Source organism: Sphingomonas sp. (assembly GCF_019635515.1).
Taxonomy (GTDB): Bacteria; Pseudomonadota; Alphaproteobacteria; order Sphingomonadales; family Sphingomonadaceae; genus Sphingomonas.
In genome coordinates this window covers 666,088-683,461 of record NZ_JAHBZI010000001.1, presented here as the reverse complement: position 1 = coordinate 683,461, position 17,374 = coordinate 666,088, and the positions used below count along the sequence as shown (strand labels likewise).

The following is a 17,374-nucleotide window of genomic DNA, read 5'->3' as shown; positions in this document are numbered from 1 at the left end:
CGCGTCGGGCCTGACCGGTAGCCGCTCAGACGCTGCCGTTCTCGCGTGCTGCCTCCCCGGTCTGTCCAGCGACATAGTCGCCCAGCGCCGCCGTCTGGTCCGACCGCAGCGCATCGACCGCGGCTAGATGCGCGGGGAGATCATCGCCGAGCAGCACCGCCGGAGACTGCCCCTCGAAATTACCGAGATTGGGCCGATGGATCGCGTAGCCCGCCAATGCCGCCAGCTCGGGATCGAAGTCCCGCGCGACCTCGGGCGGATACGCCAGCCACGGATTCTCGAACGGCTTCAACCAGCCCAGCGAATAGCTGATGATAATCCCGCGCCGCACCAGCCTCGTCCGGTTTGCGCCGCCGCCATGCAACGTCGATCCGAGGAATAGCAACGCGTCGCCGGGCTGCATTTCCGCCGCGACCGCATCTTCGAGCGGCAGCGACGCTTCCGCCTGACGGCGATGGCTGCCCGGCCAAATGACCGTGGCCCCGTTCGCTTCAGTGAAGCGCGTCAACGGCCAGATCACATTGACGAGATACTCGATCTCGCCCTTGGCGCCGCCCCACATGTCCTGGTCGCGATGCGGATATTGCGCGAGGGCGCCCGGACCGATCTCCACGCCTTGGGTCAGGTTCAGGTCGAACCGGTCGCACCACGGCCGCAACGTCGCGTCGATGATTTGCAGCATGAGCGGATGCCGCACCAGCGCTTGCGTCTGGGCCGAGCGAAGCAGTAGGCGGCCGAAGCGCTTGGTGCGGCGGCCGTAGAAATCGCCTTCGCAAGCCGGCGTCGCGTCGAAGATCGGCGCAAGATCGCTGGCGAGTGAAGTGATTGTGTCGCGATCGATCACCTCGGGGATGATCGCATAGCCGTCCGCGGCGAGACGGGCGGTCCAATCGGTGGCGTTGGTCATGGTCGCCTCCCGCTCAGGCCGCAGCCACAGCAGCGCCAACGGACACGCCCGAGCGAGCCCGCGCGCCAGCGGTGTAGATGCCGTTGAGAGCAAGCAGCGACGGCGTGTCCGCGTCGATCTCGAGCCGGAAGGCGCCGAGCGGACGCTGGCCGATCGTCCGCTCCGGCCCAAGCGGCGCGCACCGCCATCCCATCGCCAGCACGGCATGACGGAAATCGGCCTGCACCACACCGGTCATCACCACGATGCCTTGCTCGAGCGCATGATCGACCATCGCCGAGATGAGCAGATTGCGGATGCGCAGGCGCTCCACCGCGCCGAGGCGTGACGGCATGCAGAGCCGGGTGATCTCGTACGTGTCGGACCCGGCCGGCACCTCGCCGTTGCACAGATCGGCGAACAACGTGTCGAGCAGGTGCGGCTGGCTGGTCGGGAGCAGCCGCATCGAACCGATATGATCGCCGGCGCCATCGCAGGCGATGAGGTAGCAGGCGTCAGGCCCGTCAAAGCGGTCCATCTCGAAGCGGCCATCGACGATCGGCACGTCCCAGCCCAGCAAGTCGACGAACAGCCGCTTGCGGTCGATGAACATGGATTCGAGCGCTTGGGCATGCGCTGCGTCCTGCATGCCCTGGACGATATGGATCATTGGATTGCTCCCGTGCGGTTCGACGCACGCGATGGGAGCAGAGCGGTCAGCCCAGGTCTGTTCCCCCAAATAGGGGAATGGACGGCTCGCCGAACAGGATCTGGCTGTCGCGAAGCGCCAGCGCGATCAGCTCGGCGCGGGTTCGGGCGCGATAGGATTTGCGCGCTGTCTTCACATATTGGCGGACCGTGTCGGGGCTGATGCCAAGCGCACGCGCGACCTGCTTGTCGGTCTCGCCGAGCGCCAGCCGCCTCAGGCATTGGATCTCGCGCGTGGCGAGGTGCGGCACGGGTGCAGGCAATACCGACAAACCCCGCAGCCGCCGGGACGCCTCGAAGGCGGTGCGGGCGATGAAGTCGGTCACGCAGCAGATCTCGGACGTCATGCGGCACGCGCGCCGGCTGGCAAACGAGACGGCGCCGCATGGCTCGCCCGGGACATTGGCGGGGACGGTGTAGCCCGAGCACAGCCCTTCGCGCGCCGCTCGGTCGAGCAGTTCACGCTGATACGTCGCCATGCCGCGAACATCGTCCCAAGCGAAGCCGCCGATACGCCGCTGGGCGTGAAGCAGGACGGGATCGAAGCGGTAGAGCCCGTTGGCCACGAACACTTCGGCATAGGCGGGCGGATAATTGTCGAGATGGGCGAAGCGCGGCGCGGTCTGGCGAAGATTATCGCAGATCGTCAGCGCGAAATGATCGAAGCCGATCTCGCGGCCGGCGTCGCCGATCAGCGGCACGAGTTCTTGCAGCGAACCGCAGATACCGGTTCGACGTTCAAACTCCTCGGCAAGATCGGCCAGGCTCATCTCAGCGAAGCGCGCGCAAAGTTTCTAATGCGAGGCTCGATGGTCGAGGAAAATTCTGTAGCAGTTGGCAGTGATTGACTTAATATATTGTCCAATATATACGACAGTAATATTGATGGCCATTTATCGTTCCGGTCCACTTCAGATGCTTCTAGCCTGAACAGGGACGGTTTCGCTTGGATTGTCCGCAATCCGACTTGGGGATAACTTTCCGGAACAACATGATTTTCCTGTAGGCGGAGCCGCGCGGGTGCGATCCTCGCGGTCAACCACACCATCCTGATTGCGGAGAAGCCGCGCTCGCGCGTCTTATGAGGCAGGAACGCTCGGCACGCGGGCGAACCAGGTCAGGGAGGTGGTGATGGGCTGAGGCCGCGATGCCGATGGCGGGGATGGGTTTGGTTCTTTCCTCATAGCACCCGCTCTTGGCGCATGCCGCACCGGCTCATTGCCGCTTTCCCGACCGTGATGCTCTGCCACAATCCGGCTTGTGGGGCCCTGACGCGACGCCAAGCCCCGGTTTGTCGCGCTATCCCTGACCTCACGGCGGACGTTGCAGATCAGGCGCCGGGCGCTCCCCCCGAGACCCGGCGCCGCCATCTCAATATCGCAGGCCCGGCGCGATGACCTGGCGCGAAGCAGTTTCTGTCGCGCAGCGCGAAGACCGCCACTCCTTGGTCCGCGCTGGCCCCCGCGCCCGCGCATGGACCGCTTGGGCGCTCGGTCAGTTGAGCGATCCCGCCAACGCCGCGGTCGATCCGCCGTTGATCCCGGTACCGCTTCCCGAATTCCAGGGCATCGATTTCTTCCTGAAGGACGAGACCGCCCATCCTACAGGCAGCCTCAAGCACCGCCTCGCGCACGCGCTGTTTCTCCACGCGCTTTGCAATGGCGATCTGCACGAAGGGTCGACGGTGATCGAAGCCTCGTCGGGCTCGACCGCCATCTCGGAAGCCTGGTTCGCCGCCAAGCTAGGGCTGCGCTTCATCGCTGTCGTGCCGCAGCGAACCGCGTCGGCGAAGGTCGCGGCGATCGAAGCGCTCGGCGGCGAGATCCTGTTCGCCGGACCGAAAGAAGATATCAGCCGGATCGCGAAGCGGGTCGCACGCGAGACCGGCGGTCATTTCATGGACCAGTTTTCGAACGCCGCGACCGTGACCGACTGGCGCGGCGCCAACAATATAGCCGAAACCCTATTCGCGCAGATGCGCGAGCAGCGATCCGTGGTTCCGAGCTGGATCGTAGTGGGCGCCGGAACGGGCGGCACCAGCACGACGATTGGGCGCTATATCCGCTTCAAGACCGAATATGCGCGGACCCGATTGTGCGTGGTCGACCCGGAAGGCTCCGCCTTCTTCCGCGCCTATGCCTCGGGAGATTGGACAATGACCGGCTGCACAAGCCGGGTCGTCGAAGGCATTGGCCGAAACCGCGTCGAACCCAGCTTCAATCCAGCGCTAGTCGACCAGATGATCTCGGTCACCGATGCGGGCTCGGTCGCTGGCACGCACTGGCTCGAAGACCGTGTCGGGCGACGGTTTGGCCCATCGACCGGAACGAACCTTATCGGCGCGCTGATGCTGGCACAAGCAATGCACAGGCGCGGCGAAACCGGCAGCATCGTAACGCTCGGTTGCGACGACGGCGATCGATACGCGACAACAATCTATGACTATCCATGGCTCGCGGCCGCCGAGATCGATGTCGCGTCATGGTACGAAGTCCTTGAGCGGCTTGGGAAGCATGGGTTCCCCGAAGCGTTGATGGTGGACGCGAACCTAATGCATTGACGGCTTCGCTGGTGTGCTATTGCAGATGCGCCCGCGTTTACATTCCGCAAGTATCCGATCAACCTGCCGGTATTCGAAGGATCGATCGTGCGATTGCGTCGGGTTGAGGATGTTCTGAATTGAGTCTCAGCGATTTTCTCGATCAATTCACGCCAGCCGGATTGCCGCTGGGACTGGTGCACTGCACGCCGGTGATTCGCGGTGTCCAAGCGCTCAATACTGGGGAACTGAGGGCCGAGAATTGTCCTGTTTACGGTGAGTCACTGGTTTATCTGTTTTACGGCCGGCCGGCGTTCAAGCCGCTCGCCGGCATGGCTGCCAGCAGCATGGCAGAGCATCTTCCGATGTGCCTCGTCTTCGATTCCTCCGCTCTCGCGAGCGCCGAGCGCATCCTGCCCTTCGATAGCGGAGGTTTTGATCGATATGCTCCGAGCACAGGAACGCTGAACCGGGAGGCCTTCGAACTGGCGGGCGGGGCGGATACGCCGCCGAGACTGGTCGCGGCGTTCTATGAGACCAATCTCAATTACTACCGTCAAATGCCGACGGTCCGGCCCGAGGATATTTCGAACCTCTATCCCGAGGCGCGGGCGATCGCGCGACTTGCGAACGACGAAACGATCCAGGACGACGATGATCGCCGCACGACGATCGAAGTCCAATTCAGCCGCGGCGTTGCGCTGCGCGATTCGCTGGTGGCAATCATCGGCCCCGCTGCGCTCGAAGTGGAGGTGCCCATACTTCGCGTGCTCGAGGAATGCCCTAATGCGGTACTTCGAACCTATCGGACCTACGGGCGGCAGAAAGCGCTCGCGCATGCGGGGCAGCTCTACGAACTCGTGGAAGATTTCTTCCGCTGGAGGACGCTGCTGTGAGCGGCGCGGATCCTGGGTCGGCCGAACTTGTCGGCCTGACCGATCCCGTTGGGTTGGGAATCGGTTTCATGGTTCCGATTTTCCGCCAGCAGCTGCGCAATGCCCGGCTGGTCCAGATTGTGGGCAGCGGCAACACCATATCCGGGTTCGAGCCGGCCGATTTTCAGGACATGCCGATGCGGGATATCGAAGGAGCGCCCGCGACGCTCAGCGATCCGCCCTATTTCGCCTTTGCATTCGACGGTCAGCTCATTGTCGGCAACGATGCTGATGCGAGAGCTCGCCTAGGCGAACTGCTCGATAGCACGCTGTCGAATTTTCCGCTGCTTGCGTGCGAGGTGTCTGAGTTCCTCGGTCTGGATGTCCGGCGGGACGAGTTTGCCCGTCAGGCATTCGAACGACTCGCACAGGTGTCTCAGCGCGCGGCGGACGAATGGCGGGATTTCTCGATATTCACCGCAGATGTCCGGCAAGGCCTGCTGGACAGGCTCGGTGCCGATGCGCACTGGCCGCGCAGAATTCTCGCGACGATTGAGGGGCGAGCTGTTCTCGTCCAGGGATTTCAGGAGGCGCCCAGTCGAGCTGTCAGCCGCGACCTGCGCGCTGCGATCATTCAAGCGCTGGAACGAAGCCCGCGTCTTTTCGACGGTCTGCGCGACATCACCCTGGGGTTTGCACCGGCCGTTCGTGAGCTGAATCGGGCATTCACGGTCCGCCTCGTCGTGGATCGAGAGTTCGATATCGATCTCCTGCGGTGGAGGCTCCGGCGCGTGGGCCGTGCGGGTATCGATCTCGTCAGTTGGGACAGTGAGGAGGCGTTTTCGCCGCAAGGCGAGCTGCCGACGGTCATTCTGCTTCGAGGTGTGAAAATCGAACGCGCACTGGAGGCCGCGGCGGGAGTGGCGCCGAGAAATACGGTGGCGATCTCCTATCGCGTCAGCAACCAACTCGAATTATCGGACGATACGGCGATTCCGGAGAATATGGCGGCGTTCATCGAATTACCCATTCCGGGCAAGACTGAGGCATCTCCCGGTGTTGTTCGAAACAGCAGTGTCGTATTCGTAGCGGTCGAAATCGCCGCGGCGGTGCTGACCGGACGCTACGCGATGCCTCAGGCGCGCTCGATGCTCCTGGCAGCCGGCACGATCGAGCATTCGGATTCCGCGACGGATGCCGCAGAAAACTATGATCAGGCTTGGGCCTGGGGCCTGGTTCCTTGGAACGCGACCCATTTCTTTGCCGTCGAACCGGACGCGCGGCCGGCCGACACGAGAGCGGTGCTGGCGGCACTATATGCCGGCACTCCGGAAATTCTGTCTTCGTCGATAGCCGGTGATCGTGACCACCTGTGGTCGACATCGGTGTTACTGCTGTCGGCAAAGCGCCGTTCCGAAGCCGATTTCGACCGGCATTGCGGCAATATCGCTCAACTTATGCGCCTTCTCGGCTGGCAGGTTCTGGACGGCGCGGCAGGGTCGCGAAAATTCACCATTCAAGGGGCAGGCGCGCGCCTTACGCTCCATATCGCCGACCCTGTCCGGCAATCCGATGTTGATCCTCCAGAGCCTCTTAGGCGGCCAAAATTCGACCGTGTCAGCACGATTCGCGTCACCTGCCGCGCAACCAAAAGATCAATCATTCGGCATCTCTTTCTGACCCGCGAGTTGGCGGTGAATATCGAGGATCTGGTGAGCCTGGATCCCGCAACAGCTACAATATGGTCGTTGATAGCGGTCCTGCTGCGCAGGATGAGAGGCGTTAAACCCGATCAATATCGCAGCTTGTTCGTCGCGTATGTGGTCAAGGACGCGATTGCGAAGCTCGGAGACGACGCCGGGGATTTTGACGCCATAAGAGAAGGTATCGCTGCCAAGGAAATTGGCACCGCCACCCATTTTCTGATCGATCGAACCATTGTTCGTAAGGGCGCCTTGCGCGCGAAGGTCCGGATGGTGGCCGGAACCGTCGGCACAGGCACCCCGCCGGCGGCGACATTCATTCTGCAAGTAGCAGCCGAGGGTCCGTCGATCGAAACCTACCGCCCAGACTGAATTTGAGATCATGTCAAAGCCGCACTGTGGCGTGACATGGCGAGACCTGGCGGCACCAGGCGTCTGCCACAGAATTTCGAAGCAAGGCACATCTCTCAACCGAGGCCGGGGCCAATCCCGTCCGCCCCGTCGAGAGAGATCCCACCATGTCCAGTATCCCCTCCGCGCCGAAGGCGCGGAAACGAACCCGCTCGCCTTTCGCCAGCCTGCTGCTCGCGCTCCCGCTGCTCACCGCGACACCGGCCGCCGCCAACAACTATGGCGAGAGCGCTTCCTGGCAGTTCGAGACCCCGAGCGACCTCGCGTCCCAGCTCGCCGCGCGCGATCTGATCGAGCGCCGCCGCGCCGGCGTCTTCTCGGCGCCGATCTACAACACCCATGTAGATCGCCAGTATAATTGCTCGGTCGCCGCGACCGCGACCGGCAACAGCGGCGTCCAGAGCGCGGTCGCCAATTCGCCCACCGTGACGGGTGCCAGCTCGACCGCCACCGGCAACAACAACAGCGCCTCCACGACCGGCGACCGCTCCAGCCCCGATATCACCAACGGCCAGCTCAACGCCGGAGCGGTCTCATCGACGCTCGTGGGCGGCACCAGCGCGAATGTGCAGGGCACGGCCTGGCAGGCGCTCAACTCGACCCAGACCAACAGCGGCAATCAGGCCGCCAGCGTCCAGGGCTCGAGCGCCTGCGCGTTCGGCGTGCTCAACTGATGCCGTTCTTCATCCACATTCCGTCTCCGCCGCGGCGCCTGCGCCGCGCCGGCCTCATGCTCGCCGCGCTCGCGCTTCCCGGTTGCGCGCATCTCGATCACCTTCGGCTCTCGCCCGACGAAGCGCCGACACCGATCGGTCCCGCAGTGCGCGACAACCGCACACCGATGGATCCCGCGCTCGGCTGCTTCGCCGATATCCTCGCCGGGCGCGGCGCCCGGCCGCTCACGATCGCGGTCGGTGATGTGCGAGACTATACCGGCAAATATTCGGTCACCGAAGGCGCCGCGATCACCCAGGGCGGCGCGCTGATGGTCAGCTCGGCGATCGGCAAGATGGGCCGCGCGGTCCGGCTCGCCGAGCGGTTCGATCCGGTCATCGCCGAGCGCGAGCTCGGCTATACCGACCGCCGGCAACTGGGCGACGGCACGCCGCATGCTATCGGCGCAGGCGTCGCCGCGGTGCCCTGGCTCCCCTATTTCGGGGGCAGCATCGCGGCGTCCGACTATTACATCGTCGGCGGCATCACCGAGCTCAACTATGACATCCGCTCCGGCGGAATCGAGGCGCGCATCAGCCAGCTCGGTCCAAAGGCGCGCATCTATACCCAGTCGGTCGCGATCGACCTGCGGATCGTCGACACGCGCTCGCTGCTAGTGGTGAAGACGATCAGCCTCACCAAGCAATTCACCGGCTATGAAGTCGGGTTCAACCTGTTCCGCTTCTTCGGCTCCGATCTCTTCGACGTGAACCTCGGCGCCAAAGGACAGGAGCCGCTGCAGCTCGGCATCCGCACCGCGCTCGAGGAAGCGACGCTCAGGTTGGTGGCAGCCGTCGCCGCGAGCGACCCGGCGCCCTGCCTTTCCAAACAAAGCTGGTTCCCGCCCGAGCCCATCCGCGAGGCACCGGCGCGCCCGGCGCCTGATCCGGTGCTCGTGCGGTCCGCCTCCACCGATCGCACCCGCGGCGGCTGACGCCGCCTGACCCTGTCCCCCCAAGGAGTGAACGACATGATTCCGAAATCGAAGACCCGCGCCTGCAAAAGCCGGTTGCTGAGCGGCGCCGGAGCGGCGCTCGCCCTCGCGCTCGCCGCGCTTCCCGCCCATGCCCAGGCCGTATCCGGCCAGGCGACCGGTGATACGGTCCTGACCAACGCGCAGTCCGCGCCCGGCGGCCTCACCGCAGCGCGCGGCGATGGCGCGACCATCCAGAGCATTGTCGCCGGCCCGCTGACCGGATCGACGGTTGCGCTCGATCGCAATACGATCACCGCCACGGCCCGCGCCAACGCCGCCACGCAGACGCTCGCACCGCCTCCGAGCCCGGCCTCGCCCAGCCGATCGACCTCGCTCACGGCGGGCACGGCGGCGATCGACGCGCAGGCCAATACGCTCATCGCCAATCAGCAGCGCTCCGGCAGCGCCGAAGCGGTCGCGGACATCGAACTGTCACCGATCAGCATTGCGGCCCATGACGTGCTCGGCGGCGCGCTTGAACTGACGGACAATGCGCAGTCCGCAGCCGCCGACGGCAATGCCGCGACCGCGACGATCGCGGTCACCGGCGAAGCCGGCGACGGCGCGGGCATCGTCAGCACGCAGGTCAGCGGTCCGAATAGCGGGGTCGCGGCGCGTGTCCGGCGCGGCGTCACCCTCGACACCGATGCCATCACCGGCACCAGCGTCAACCTCAGCGGCAACAGCAATGACGCGGACGCCGCGAGCAACGCGGTCGCCAACATGCTCTCCGTGTCCGGCGGCGCGATCGAAGCGCCGCGCCCGGCCGGCTTCGCCTCGCGGGTTCCGGCGATCGGCGAAGGCGACCCGTCGGTCTCGGCTGGGTTCGGCGTGCTCAGCAACGAGCAGGCCTCGGGCGTGATCAAGGCTCGCGCCGGAAATCTTCTCGACGGCATCCTTGACGGCGGCCCGGCGATCGTCACGCGGATCGGCGCCGACGCCAGCGCCGCATCGTTGATCAGCGACGGCAACACGGTCTCGGCAAGCGCCAACGGGAATCGCTCGGCCAACGGCCTGTCGCTGACCGCCGCCGATATTTCGACCGCGCCCGGTGGCAACGGCGCGATCGGCACCATCACCAACGTCCAGTCGGCGGCGGGCGCGGTGATTGTCGCCTCGGCGCATGGCGGCGTTGCCACCGATGTGGCCGGTCAGCTTGACGGTTCGAGCCTGTCGATCTCGCAGAATGTCCGCGACACGAGGGCGATCGGCAACGAGGCCACCAGCAACCGGCTGACCGTCGATGCCGCGACCTCGGAGGCGGGTACCGGCGCGGCGAGCAACAATGTCGCGCTGGTCGGACCCAATGGCGACGCGTTCGCCGATGCCGGGTTTACCGTCCAGAACGTCCAGGACAACAATACTGCGAGCCTGTCGAACCTGCAGGCCGGATCCGAAGTTCGTGCGCGCGTCGGCGGAGCGCTGCTCGGATCGACGGTCGATCTTACCGGCAATAGCGGCGCCGGCAACAGCATCGGCAACAGCGCGGCCAATGCGGCGAAGCTTGCCGTGACCACGCTGGAGACCAGCGCGGCGGTGAACAATGTCCAGTCGGGCAATGGCAGTGTCACCTCGACGCTCGGCACGCTCGCCGACCCCGGCGGCGTGCTGATCGCCCCAGCCGGCGACATCACCGGGTCCACACTGACCGTCGCCGCCAACTCCACCACGGGCTCGGCGATCGGCAATGCCGCCAGCAACGCGCTCGACGTCACTGCCGCGACGGTCCGCGGTAATGGGGCACCGGCGGTGAGTGGTGCAGTCGAGACCGACTATGGCGCGCGCGGCACGCTGGTTCTCGCCAACAACCAGAAGCTCGGTCAGATGAGCGTCAACGACGCGCTCACACCAACGATCGCGAGCGATGTCGCCACGCTTAGCGGTGTGGTCGGCGGAGGCACCGCCTCCGGCTCGACGATCCAGGTTGCGGGCAACCGGCAGCGTTCCGAAGCGCTTGGCAATAGCGCGGGTAATCGCCTCACGCTTTCCGCGTCGGAGTTGGACGATGCCGGGGCCGCACTGTCGTCGAGCCAATACGGCCAGGCGAATATCGCCGCGACATCCGACTTCTCGCTCGGCGCCCATGGCGATCTGACGGACTCCGCCTCTTCGCTCACCGGCAACAGCAACATTGCGCTTGGCGTGGTCAACGACGCCACGAATGCGCTTCAAGCCGATGGTGCGACGGACGGCACGCAGTCCGGCGCGTTCGCGTCCAGCGGCCCGCTGGGACCACCGATGGCGACGGGCGGTGTGGCGCTGGCCAATCAGCAATTCGCGACGGGCAGCGCGCATGCGAACGCCATCTCGCATATCGGCGATGTGCGATCGGGCGAGAGCATCTCCGGATCGCGCTTCACGGTGGATGGCAACACCAATGTCGCGGAGTCCGCCGGTAACCGCGTCGCGAACATGCTGACCGTGGAGGCCGCAGCCGCGACCGACCCCGGCTCGGCATTGGCAAACAGTCAGACCAACATGGCGCAGGTCGGCGCCGCTGCCATCAGCGTCGCGGGCTATGCGCTAACGCAACCCGCTACGGGTCCCGTGGATGGATCGACGATCTCGATCACCGGCAACGCCGCCTCGGCGCTGGCGCGAGGCAACGCCGCCGAAAACGCGATGACCATCGCCGGCCTGGGTGGCGCAGGGAGTCCGGCGTCGGCCAACCTTCGCGATGAATCGGTCCAGGGCAGCAATGTCCTGCTCAACGGCCAGGCCAATTATGGCGCGGTAACTGCGAGCGCAGATGGCTCAAGCTACCGCGTGCCGCTCAACGCGTCGGCGGCGGTGACGGGATCGAGCATCACCCTCGGCGGCAACGCGATCCAGGCCTCGGCCTATGGCAACAGCGCGAACAACAGCGTCGCGCTGACCTCGGCGGAAGCGGCTCCGGGCGTCGGCATTGCCAATGTCCAGACCAACTATGGTGGGGTCACGGCGCTCCTGTCTGCCGCACCCTATCAGATCACCACCGGCGCGGTCAGTGGAAGCACGCTTTCGATGACCGGCAACAGCCTCGCGGCGACAGCGGTGGGGAACCAGGCGACCAGCGTGATCGCCTCCCCACGCTGAGCAGCGCCGCCGGTCAGAGCTCTTCCCCCCGGAGCTCGCCGGCGGGAAAGGCCGTCACGCGAAAGCGTGGCGGCCTTTCATCCTCAAGCGGTGCGCGCATTTCTGCTACACTCGTGCCGCGGCGCAGGTCGCAAAATGTGGTTCTGCCTTCGATATTCGTCCATAGGTGGGAAGTCGCGGGATAATAGGTCAAGGATGCGACACCGGCGGAGTGCTTGACGATCGTGACAATTCGCAGGCCAGAACGCCGCACCTTGACGCCGAGGCGAAGCGATAACGACAAGCGGGAGCTGGCCGACTTGCCATTGCTCGCGGAAGACCTCGCACGCCTGGCAGGTCGGGCAGACTATGAGCCCTATGCAAAGCATAAGCTTCATCCTCGCGCGTTCGGCCTCGATCCGATCCCCGCGATTTCGGACGATCCCACCTATTGCGATGGACATGCGCAATTCACGCCTGACGATATCCACCGCATCCCAGACCTCTTACGGCGAGGCATCTTCGCGGGCCTGATCGGGCATCAGGGCGCCCCGCATGATCCGCGGACGCTCTGGACGATCGATACCACAGGCTGGGTGTTTGAAGGCCGGATCACGCATCCAGGCCGCGCCATCTATCACGGCTATCCGCTGCTTCCTGGAGACGCGATGGCAGCCAAGGTCATCGCCCGCTTCGAGCGATGGGTTTACGATTCCTCCGAAGAACACCTATATATGTGCGATCGGATGACAAGGAATGAAGGGATCGCGATCCTGAGCGCGGCGCAGGAGCGATACAGGCCATGAGCGGTTTCTTCGAAATCGAGGCGGCGTGGCCGGAAAGTCCGGCGGCTGACGCGGTAGACGTCGCGGAGATCGCAATCCGTCTCGGCGGCGATTATCTGACGCGCGTCGCCGATTTGACCACACGCACCAATCGCGACTTCTTCCGTGGTTCAGCGGTAACGCTCGCATTCTGGTTTGCCGATCATTGGTGGCGTCTCCGCTGCGAGCCGATCGATCCGACGACCATGCCTTCCCCGGATTGGCGCATGCGCCACGAGCTCTCCTCGGCATCGGGCGGTACTTTGTGGCCGCCATTGATGATCTACAGCGGCGGCGAACGCGTGATCATCGCTCCGACTCTCAGCCGGCGGACACCGCTAGAACCGCTGCAATATCTCGACTCGCGGGTCCGGATGGTAACCGGCAACCAGTTCGAGCACGGCATCGACAATTTCTTCAACCTCGTACGCGACAACTGCGCGCGCTCCGCCGACGCGGCTACCTTGCGTGAGCTGGTCGATCAGCTCGTCACTGAGCGCGGCGATGCAGAACTTGCGGCGTGGCGAAAGCTCGAAGCTTGCCTTGGCTTCGATCCCGATCAGGCGCCGGATTCGGTCGTGGAAGGCCTGCTGCGCCTTGCGCCGTCGCTCGGTGCTGAAGAAGTCAAGGAAGCGGCGACCGCCTATCCTGGAGCGGACAGCCCTCGCATGCTTGAGCAGGTGCTCGAAGCATCAGAAGCCTCTCCGCTAGAAATCGATTTGGGGCTGGCCGAACGTGTCGATCCTGCGCGTGGCACGCGCCAATATCCGAGCCCTTGGGAATTGGCCGAATCGGCGGCGGCTCAAGTTCGGGAGCTCATCGGCCTCGATCATGGCCCGATCAGCGACGCCGCATTCGCCAACATGCTGCTGACGCGTTGGGAGACGCTGAAGGAAGCAACCGCGACCGCGCGAAGACTACCCTATGCCGCGCGTCTTCGCACCAGGGGCACGAGCGAAAAGGTCGCCATTCAATCGAGCACCGTCGTCGATCGCCGCTTTGAAATCGCGCGGCTGCTCGGAGACGCGATCTGGACGAACCAGTCCGCTTTTGGGCCGGTCAGCGACGCGCGAACCGATCGCCAGAAATTCCAGCGTGCCTTCGCACAGAGCCTGCTCTGCCCGTTCAACGATCTGCGCACGATGATCGACGTGAATCGCCCGGAGCGTTCGATCGACGGCGCGGCGCGGCTTTTTGGCGTCCATCGAAATGTGGTGCGCAACCTGCTCGCCTATAAAGGCGTACTGCGCGAGACGCTCGAGGATCAGCTGGAAGCAGTCTAATTCGGCAATCAGCGCAGATCGTCTTCCTCCTCCGTATATCGAGACTCGTACCGCTCGTCCGGCGTCTTCCATTCTCGGAAGAAGTCGAGCGGATCCTGCGACCCCAGAAATCCCCGCGCGAGCGCCAAGCGCTCAAGAACCATGGCCTTCTCGTCGCCGGACAGAACCTCAGCACGCGTTTGGACACCGGCGAGAAAAGCTTCGACGCTCATAATGTCCGACCATTGCCGGATGACGTCGCGGAGCTGCTTGTCGCTGTCGCTGTTGGCCTGCTCGACGCGGCGGCGATCCTCTTCGCGGCGCCATCGCTCCTGCTTGGCAAGCCACTCGCGATGTTCGATTTCCGCACGCCGTTCGGCCGCTTCCAGCTTCGCGACAAGGTCGGATGCGGCTTGCTCGATGGCGGCGACGATCGTTTTCAGCGCAGGGCGCAGCGACGCCTTGGGCGTATCCTGCCACTGCTGTGACCAGGTGACCCGGCCATAGGGGCAATAGGCAATGATCCTCAGCCGGCCGGAAGGAACGTCGCGCGTGGTGGTCCATGTATGGCCATCCCGGCGTGAAGGGACATGATCCCGCTCCCGGATATATTTCCCACGCACGTAGCGGAGCGTGACATGCTCCGACATTTCGACAACCGAGAGCCCGACCGCCACCGATCCGATATACACAACCGTCGGGCGGCACGGCGCCCAGAGGCCGCTATAATGCCAGCGTTCACGCGGCGCTCCGCCCGCTTCGCGCTCCTCCACTTCCTGCCGATGCAGCTGCGCTCCGGCCGGCGCGAGCACCACGCGGTGGCCGACCGATTCGAGCGCGTTAAACAGGTCGCTCGCAAGCTCGAGTGCTGTGTCCAGGCAAGCGGCCGAAGCGGTAACATCCACCAGCAGCCGCTTGAACGGTTTGAGATAGGCGCCTTCATCGATCGGCCGCCCGTTCTCGAAATGCGTCCTCGCACCCCGAACCAGAGCATGGATCATACCGCGAGGGATCTTCAACGCTTTGGCTCGCGGAGCTCGCGGTATGGGCGCAACCGGCTTGGGCGCGGCGATAGGCTCGCCGTCCCGCGACCATTGCAGCGGATCGCCGGCGCGCGCTTCAGGCAGCGGACGCTGAGGCGGCGCCTTGCCGACGGCAAGCTTGGCCCAATATCCGCGTTCTGGCCTCGGAACGTTCAACAGAGTACAGATGCGCGCTAGATAGCTCCCCGATACCTCGAACCGCTCGGCGATCCTGATCATCGGCTCGGACCAGACCAGTCGATACAGTTCGTCCCTCGTGACCACTGGGCGGTTCCCCTGCATGGATCGGCCGCCGGCTGGCAGGCGCCGCCGGCGAGATTTTCCTCCAAGCATAAGACGGATGATGATGGCGTGTCCGCGAACGAAGGCGCGGACGACGCTTGTCCAATCGCTGGATGATCGCGAGAATTGCGCATGGAACCGATCGGCCGTGCCATCGAATTGGAGCTGAGAGGCAACGCGATCTATCTCGGCGTTGCCTGCAAGACCTGCGGCGCGCCCGTCGCGATCGCCATTCTGGAAGACGGGATTACGCCGCCGACGCCGCTCCTAGGCACCTGTTTTCGGATCGCCTGTGGAGATGCGGCCTGTCTAGTTGAGCACAGCTACGGACAAGCAGATATTTGCCGGTTCCGATGGCCGGGAAGGAAATGAGCTCCACCGGCTGAAGCGGGCGCGCATCGGCCATCAGATGAAAATTGGCAACGGTCGCCGCCATGTCGAACTGTCCGGCGATCCGCTCGGCCTCATAGGGAAAGACAGTGTTCATTCGCCGCACGGTCCCGGTCGCGATCTGTGCGAGATACTGAAGCGTCTGCTCGGTGAAGAGGTCATGCTTGCCGGGCAGCGCGGCGATGGCAGGCCCGGCGGTCGATGCCGACGCGAGCGCTCTATGCCCATCCCGCCACGATCGCCGGACGTGCCAGGCAACCATGTCGGCGGCCTGAAGCGCGACTTCGACCTTGTCGTCGGCGTGGCGCGGATCTTCCGGAAGAAACGCGGCGAGCGCCGGCTCCATCCCGCGCCGGAAAGCAGGATAGGAATCCTGCAGTGCCTGTTCATGCTCGAGCTGCCGGTCGAAAACAAATTCAGCCTGCTCGCCCAACCCCTGTTCCTGACAGAGCTTGTAGGCCGTGGCGATCGCGAGGTGGAACATGATCTGATAGGGCCGGTCCATCCAGCGCATCATCTTACCGGCGTAGACCTGCCGATAATCTTCGTGGCGCACAATCACGGCGAGCGTCGCAACGGCATGTTCCCGCAACACCTCGCCCAGCGCTTTCACTTTAATGTCCCGCTCGGCGGGCGGTATATTCTGAAAAGCGCCGCGGCAGGCCTTGGCTTCGGTCATTTTGAAATAGGCGATTGCCGGCGGTGCGGCGAGCGCGGCGTTCCAATCGCGCTCAAACGCCGCGAGACGATCACTCTCGAACGCTACGCCGCCGAGCACGAATACGGGCGGATCATCCTTCCCGCTGTCGTCGATGTAGAAGTGAAGCGTCACAGGCGGCATTGACTCCAGCGACCGCATAAGAACAAATATGGAACGATAACGCGAGTCGCTGGGGAATTGTAGACGATAGAGGCTGCCTCCTATGACCTGTCTTTTACGCACTCGGGGCGCGGCTTCGGAAATGGCCCGCCTGTTCAACGCTGAGCCCGATCCGAAGCTCGATTGGCCGGAATCGATCTGGACCGGCGAGCAGGTACCGGTAGTCGTTGCCGATGAAGACGGTGCTCGCCGCTTGACGACAATGGCCTGGGGTCTTCCAGCCACGGCATTTTTCGATCCGGTGCCCTCCAAACAGCGCGGCGTCATCTATTCGCGCGACTTCTGGCGCAGCGCCACTCGCCTCGGCGATCTGGCATTGATGTCGCGGTGTCTGATCTTGCTCGAATCCTTTGCCTATCCGGCGGGGCAATCGGGTCAGTGCACACGCAGCTGGATCGGGCTCTGGGATCGCCCGCTGGCCGCATGGGCCGGGGTTTGTATAGATGGAGCATGCGCCGGTGTGCTCATTGAGGCTAATCCCCTCGTTGAACCGCTGAGCTCAACGATGCCGCGCTTGCTCACTGCGGACGATCACGCACTATGGCTAGAAGGCGCCACATTACTTTCGCTCGGCCCCCTGTTCGGCGACGACGAATTCTACCGTGAAAATCTGGCCGAGCGCTGGTCCACCGGGCGCCATGACGAAACGCTTCCGCTTTTCGGCACAGGAGCTTGAGGCCGAGCGAAGCGCGAAAGGTCGGACGGCGCCGTTGGACTGTTTCGACCGTCCGCGGAGGTCCAGCACTTGCCAGAATTTTTGGAGGCGTTATTGATGGTCTTGGCGAGTTTCGGCCGGCAAAAATGGCAACGAAATTAGCTGCTTAGGT

The 17,374-nt window shown here is 64.3% G+C and carries 14 protein-coding genes; 9 read left to right on the top strand and 5 right to left on the bottom strand.

Annotated elements, in window-relative coordinates:
• Positions 1-25: 25 nt before the first annotated feature.
• Genes KF730_RS03395 through KF730_RS03385 form a run of 3 tightly spaced genes read right to left on the bottom strand, consistent with a single transcriptional unit; the run spans position 26 to position 2,364 of the window.
• The gene (locus tag KF730_RS03395) at positions 26-907 is read right to left on the bottom strand and encodes a phytanoyl-CoA dioxygenase family protein (protein WP_294092260.1); all 882 of its coding nucleotides are present in this window, start codon (positions 905-907) and stop codon (positions 26-28) included.
• 13 nt (positions 908-920) lie between these two features.
• On the bottom strand, positions 921-1,556 hold the full coding sequence (locus KF730_RS03390; protein ID WP_294092259.1) for an acyl-homoserine-lactone synthase: 636 nt from the start codon (positions 1,554-1,556) through the stop codon (positions 921-923).
• A gap of 46 nt (positions 1,557-1,602) precedes the next feature.
• A complete protein-coding gene (locus KF730_RS03385; protein WP_294092257.1) occupies positions 1,603-2,364 on the bottom strand; it encodes a LuxR family transcriptional regulator in 762 nt (253 codons plus the stop codon).
• Positions 2,365-2,987: 623 nt separating this feature from the next.
• Here KF730_RS03385 and KF730_RS03380 point away from each other — a divergent pair.
• The 8 genes from KF730_RS03380 (at position 2,988) to KF730_RS03345 (ending at position 13,973) form a co-directional block, all read left to right on the top strand.
• Entirely contained in the window at positions 2,988-4,154 is a 1,167-nt protein-coding gene (locus KF730_RS03380; RefSeq protein WP_294092256.1) for a pyridoxal-phosphate dependent enzyme, read from the top strand.
• A 119-nt stretch (positions 4,155-4,273) separates the two neighbouring features.
• Positions 4,274-5,029 carry a hypothetical protein gene (locus KF730_RS03375; protein WP_294092255.1) on the top strand — a complete coding sequence of 252 codons (756 nt, stop codon included), beginning with the start codon at positions 4,274-4,276 and terminating at the stop codon, positions 5,027-5,029.
• Positions 5,030-5,097: 68 nt separating this feature from the next.
• Positions 5,098-7,083, top strand: a complete 1,986-nt coding sequence (locus KF730_RS03370; RefSeq protein ID WP_294092254.1) for a hypothetical protein — start codon at positions 5,098-5,100, stop codon at positions 7,081-7,083.
• A 146-nt stretch (positions 7,084-7,229) separates the two neighbouring features.
• Positions 7,230-7,796, top strand: coding sequence for a hypothetical protein (locus KF730_RS03365; protein WP_294092253.1), 567 nt, complete (start codon positions 7,230-7,232; stop codon positions 7,794-7,796).
• Positions 7,796-8,770 (top strand): CsgG/HfaB family protein, encoded by a 975-nt coding sequence (locus KF730_RS03360; RefSeq protein ID WP_294092252.1) that lies wholly within the window; start codon positions 7,796-7,798, stop codon positions 8,768-8,770. Before KF730_RS03365 ends, KF730_RS03360 begins: the two co-directional genes overlap by 1 nt.
• A gap of 36 nt (positions 8,771-8,806) precedes the next feature.
• Positions 8,807-11,887, top strand: a complete 3,081-nt coding sequence (locus tag KF730_RS03355) for a hypothetical protein (RefSeq protein ID WP_294092251.1) — start codon at positions 8,807-8,809, stop codon at positions 11,885-11,887.
• Between the two features lie 215 nt (positions 11,888-12,102).
• Positions 12,103-12,672: a hypothetical protein gene (locus KF730_RS03350; protein WP_294092249.1), complete on the top strand. Its 570-nt coding sequence runs from the start codon at positions 12,103-12,105 to the stop codon at positions 12,670-12,672.
• A gap of 296 nt (positions 12,673-12,968) precedes the next feature.
• Complete coding sequence (locus KF730_RS03345; protein WP_294092246.1) at positions 12,969-13,973, top strand: hypothetical protein; 1,005 nt, start codon at positions 12,969-12,971, stop codon at positions 13,971-13,973.
• 8 nt (positions 13,974-13,981) lie between these two features.
• Here the strand turns inward: KF730_RS03345 and KF730_RS03340 are convergent, their stop codons facing one another.
• Together KF730_RS03340 and KF730_RS03335 are read right to left on the bottom strand one after the other, a co-directional pair.
• Entirely contained in the window at positions 13,982-15,214 is a 1,233-nt protein-coding gene (locus KF730_RS03340) for a hypothetical protein (protein ID WP_294092245.1), read from the bottom strand.
• 310 nt (positions 15,215-15,524) lie between these two features.
• Positions 15,525-16,499 (bottom strand): DUF3800 domain-containing protein, encoded by a 975-nt coding sequence (locus tag KF730_RS03335; protein ID WP_294092244.1) that lies wholly within the window; start codon positions 16,497-16,499, stop codon positions 15,525-15,527.
• 130 nt (positions 16,500-16,629) lie between these two features.
• On the opposite strand from KF730_RS03335, the gene KF730_RS03330 reads away from it, so the two are divergent.
• Positions 16,630-17,223 carry a hypothetical protein gene (locus tag KF730_RS03330; protein WP_294092243.1) on the top strand — a complete coding sequence of 198 codons (594 nt, stop codon included), beginning with the start codon at positions 16,630-16,632 and terminating at the stop codon, positions 17,221-17,223.
• Positions 17,224-17,374: the final 151 nt, after the last annotated feature.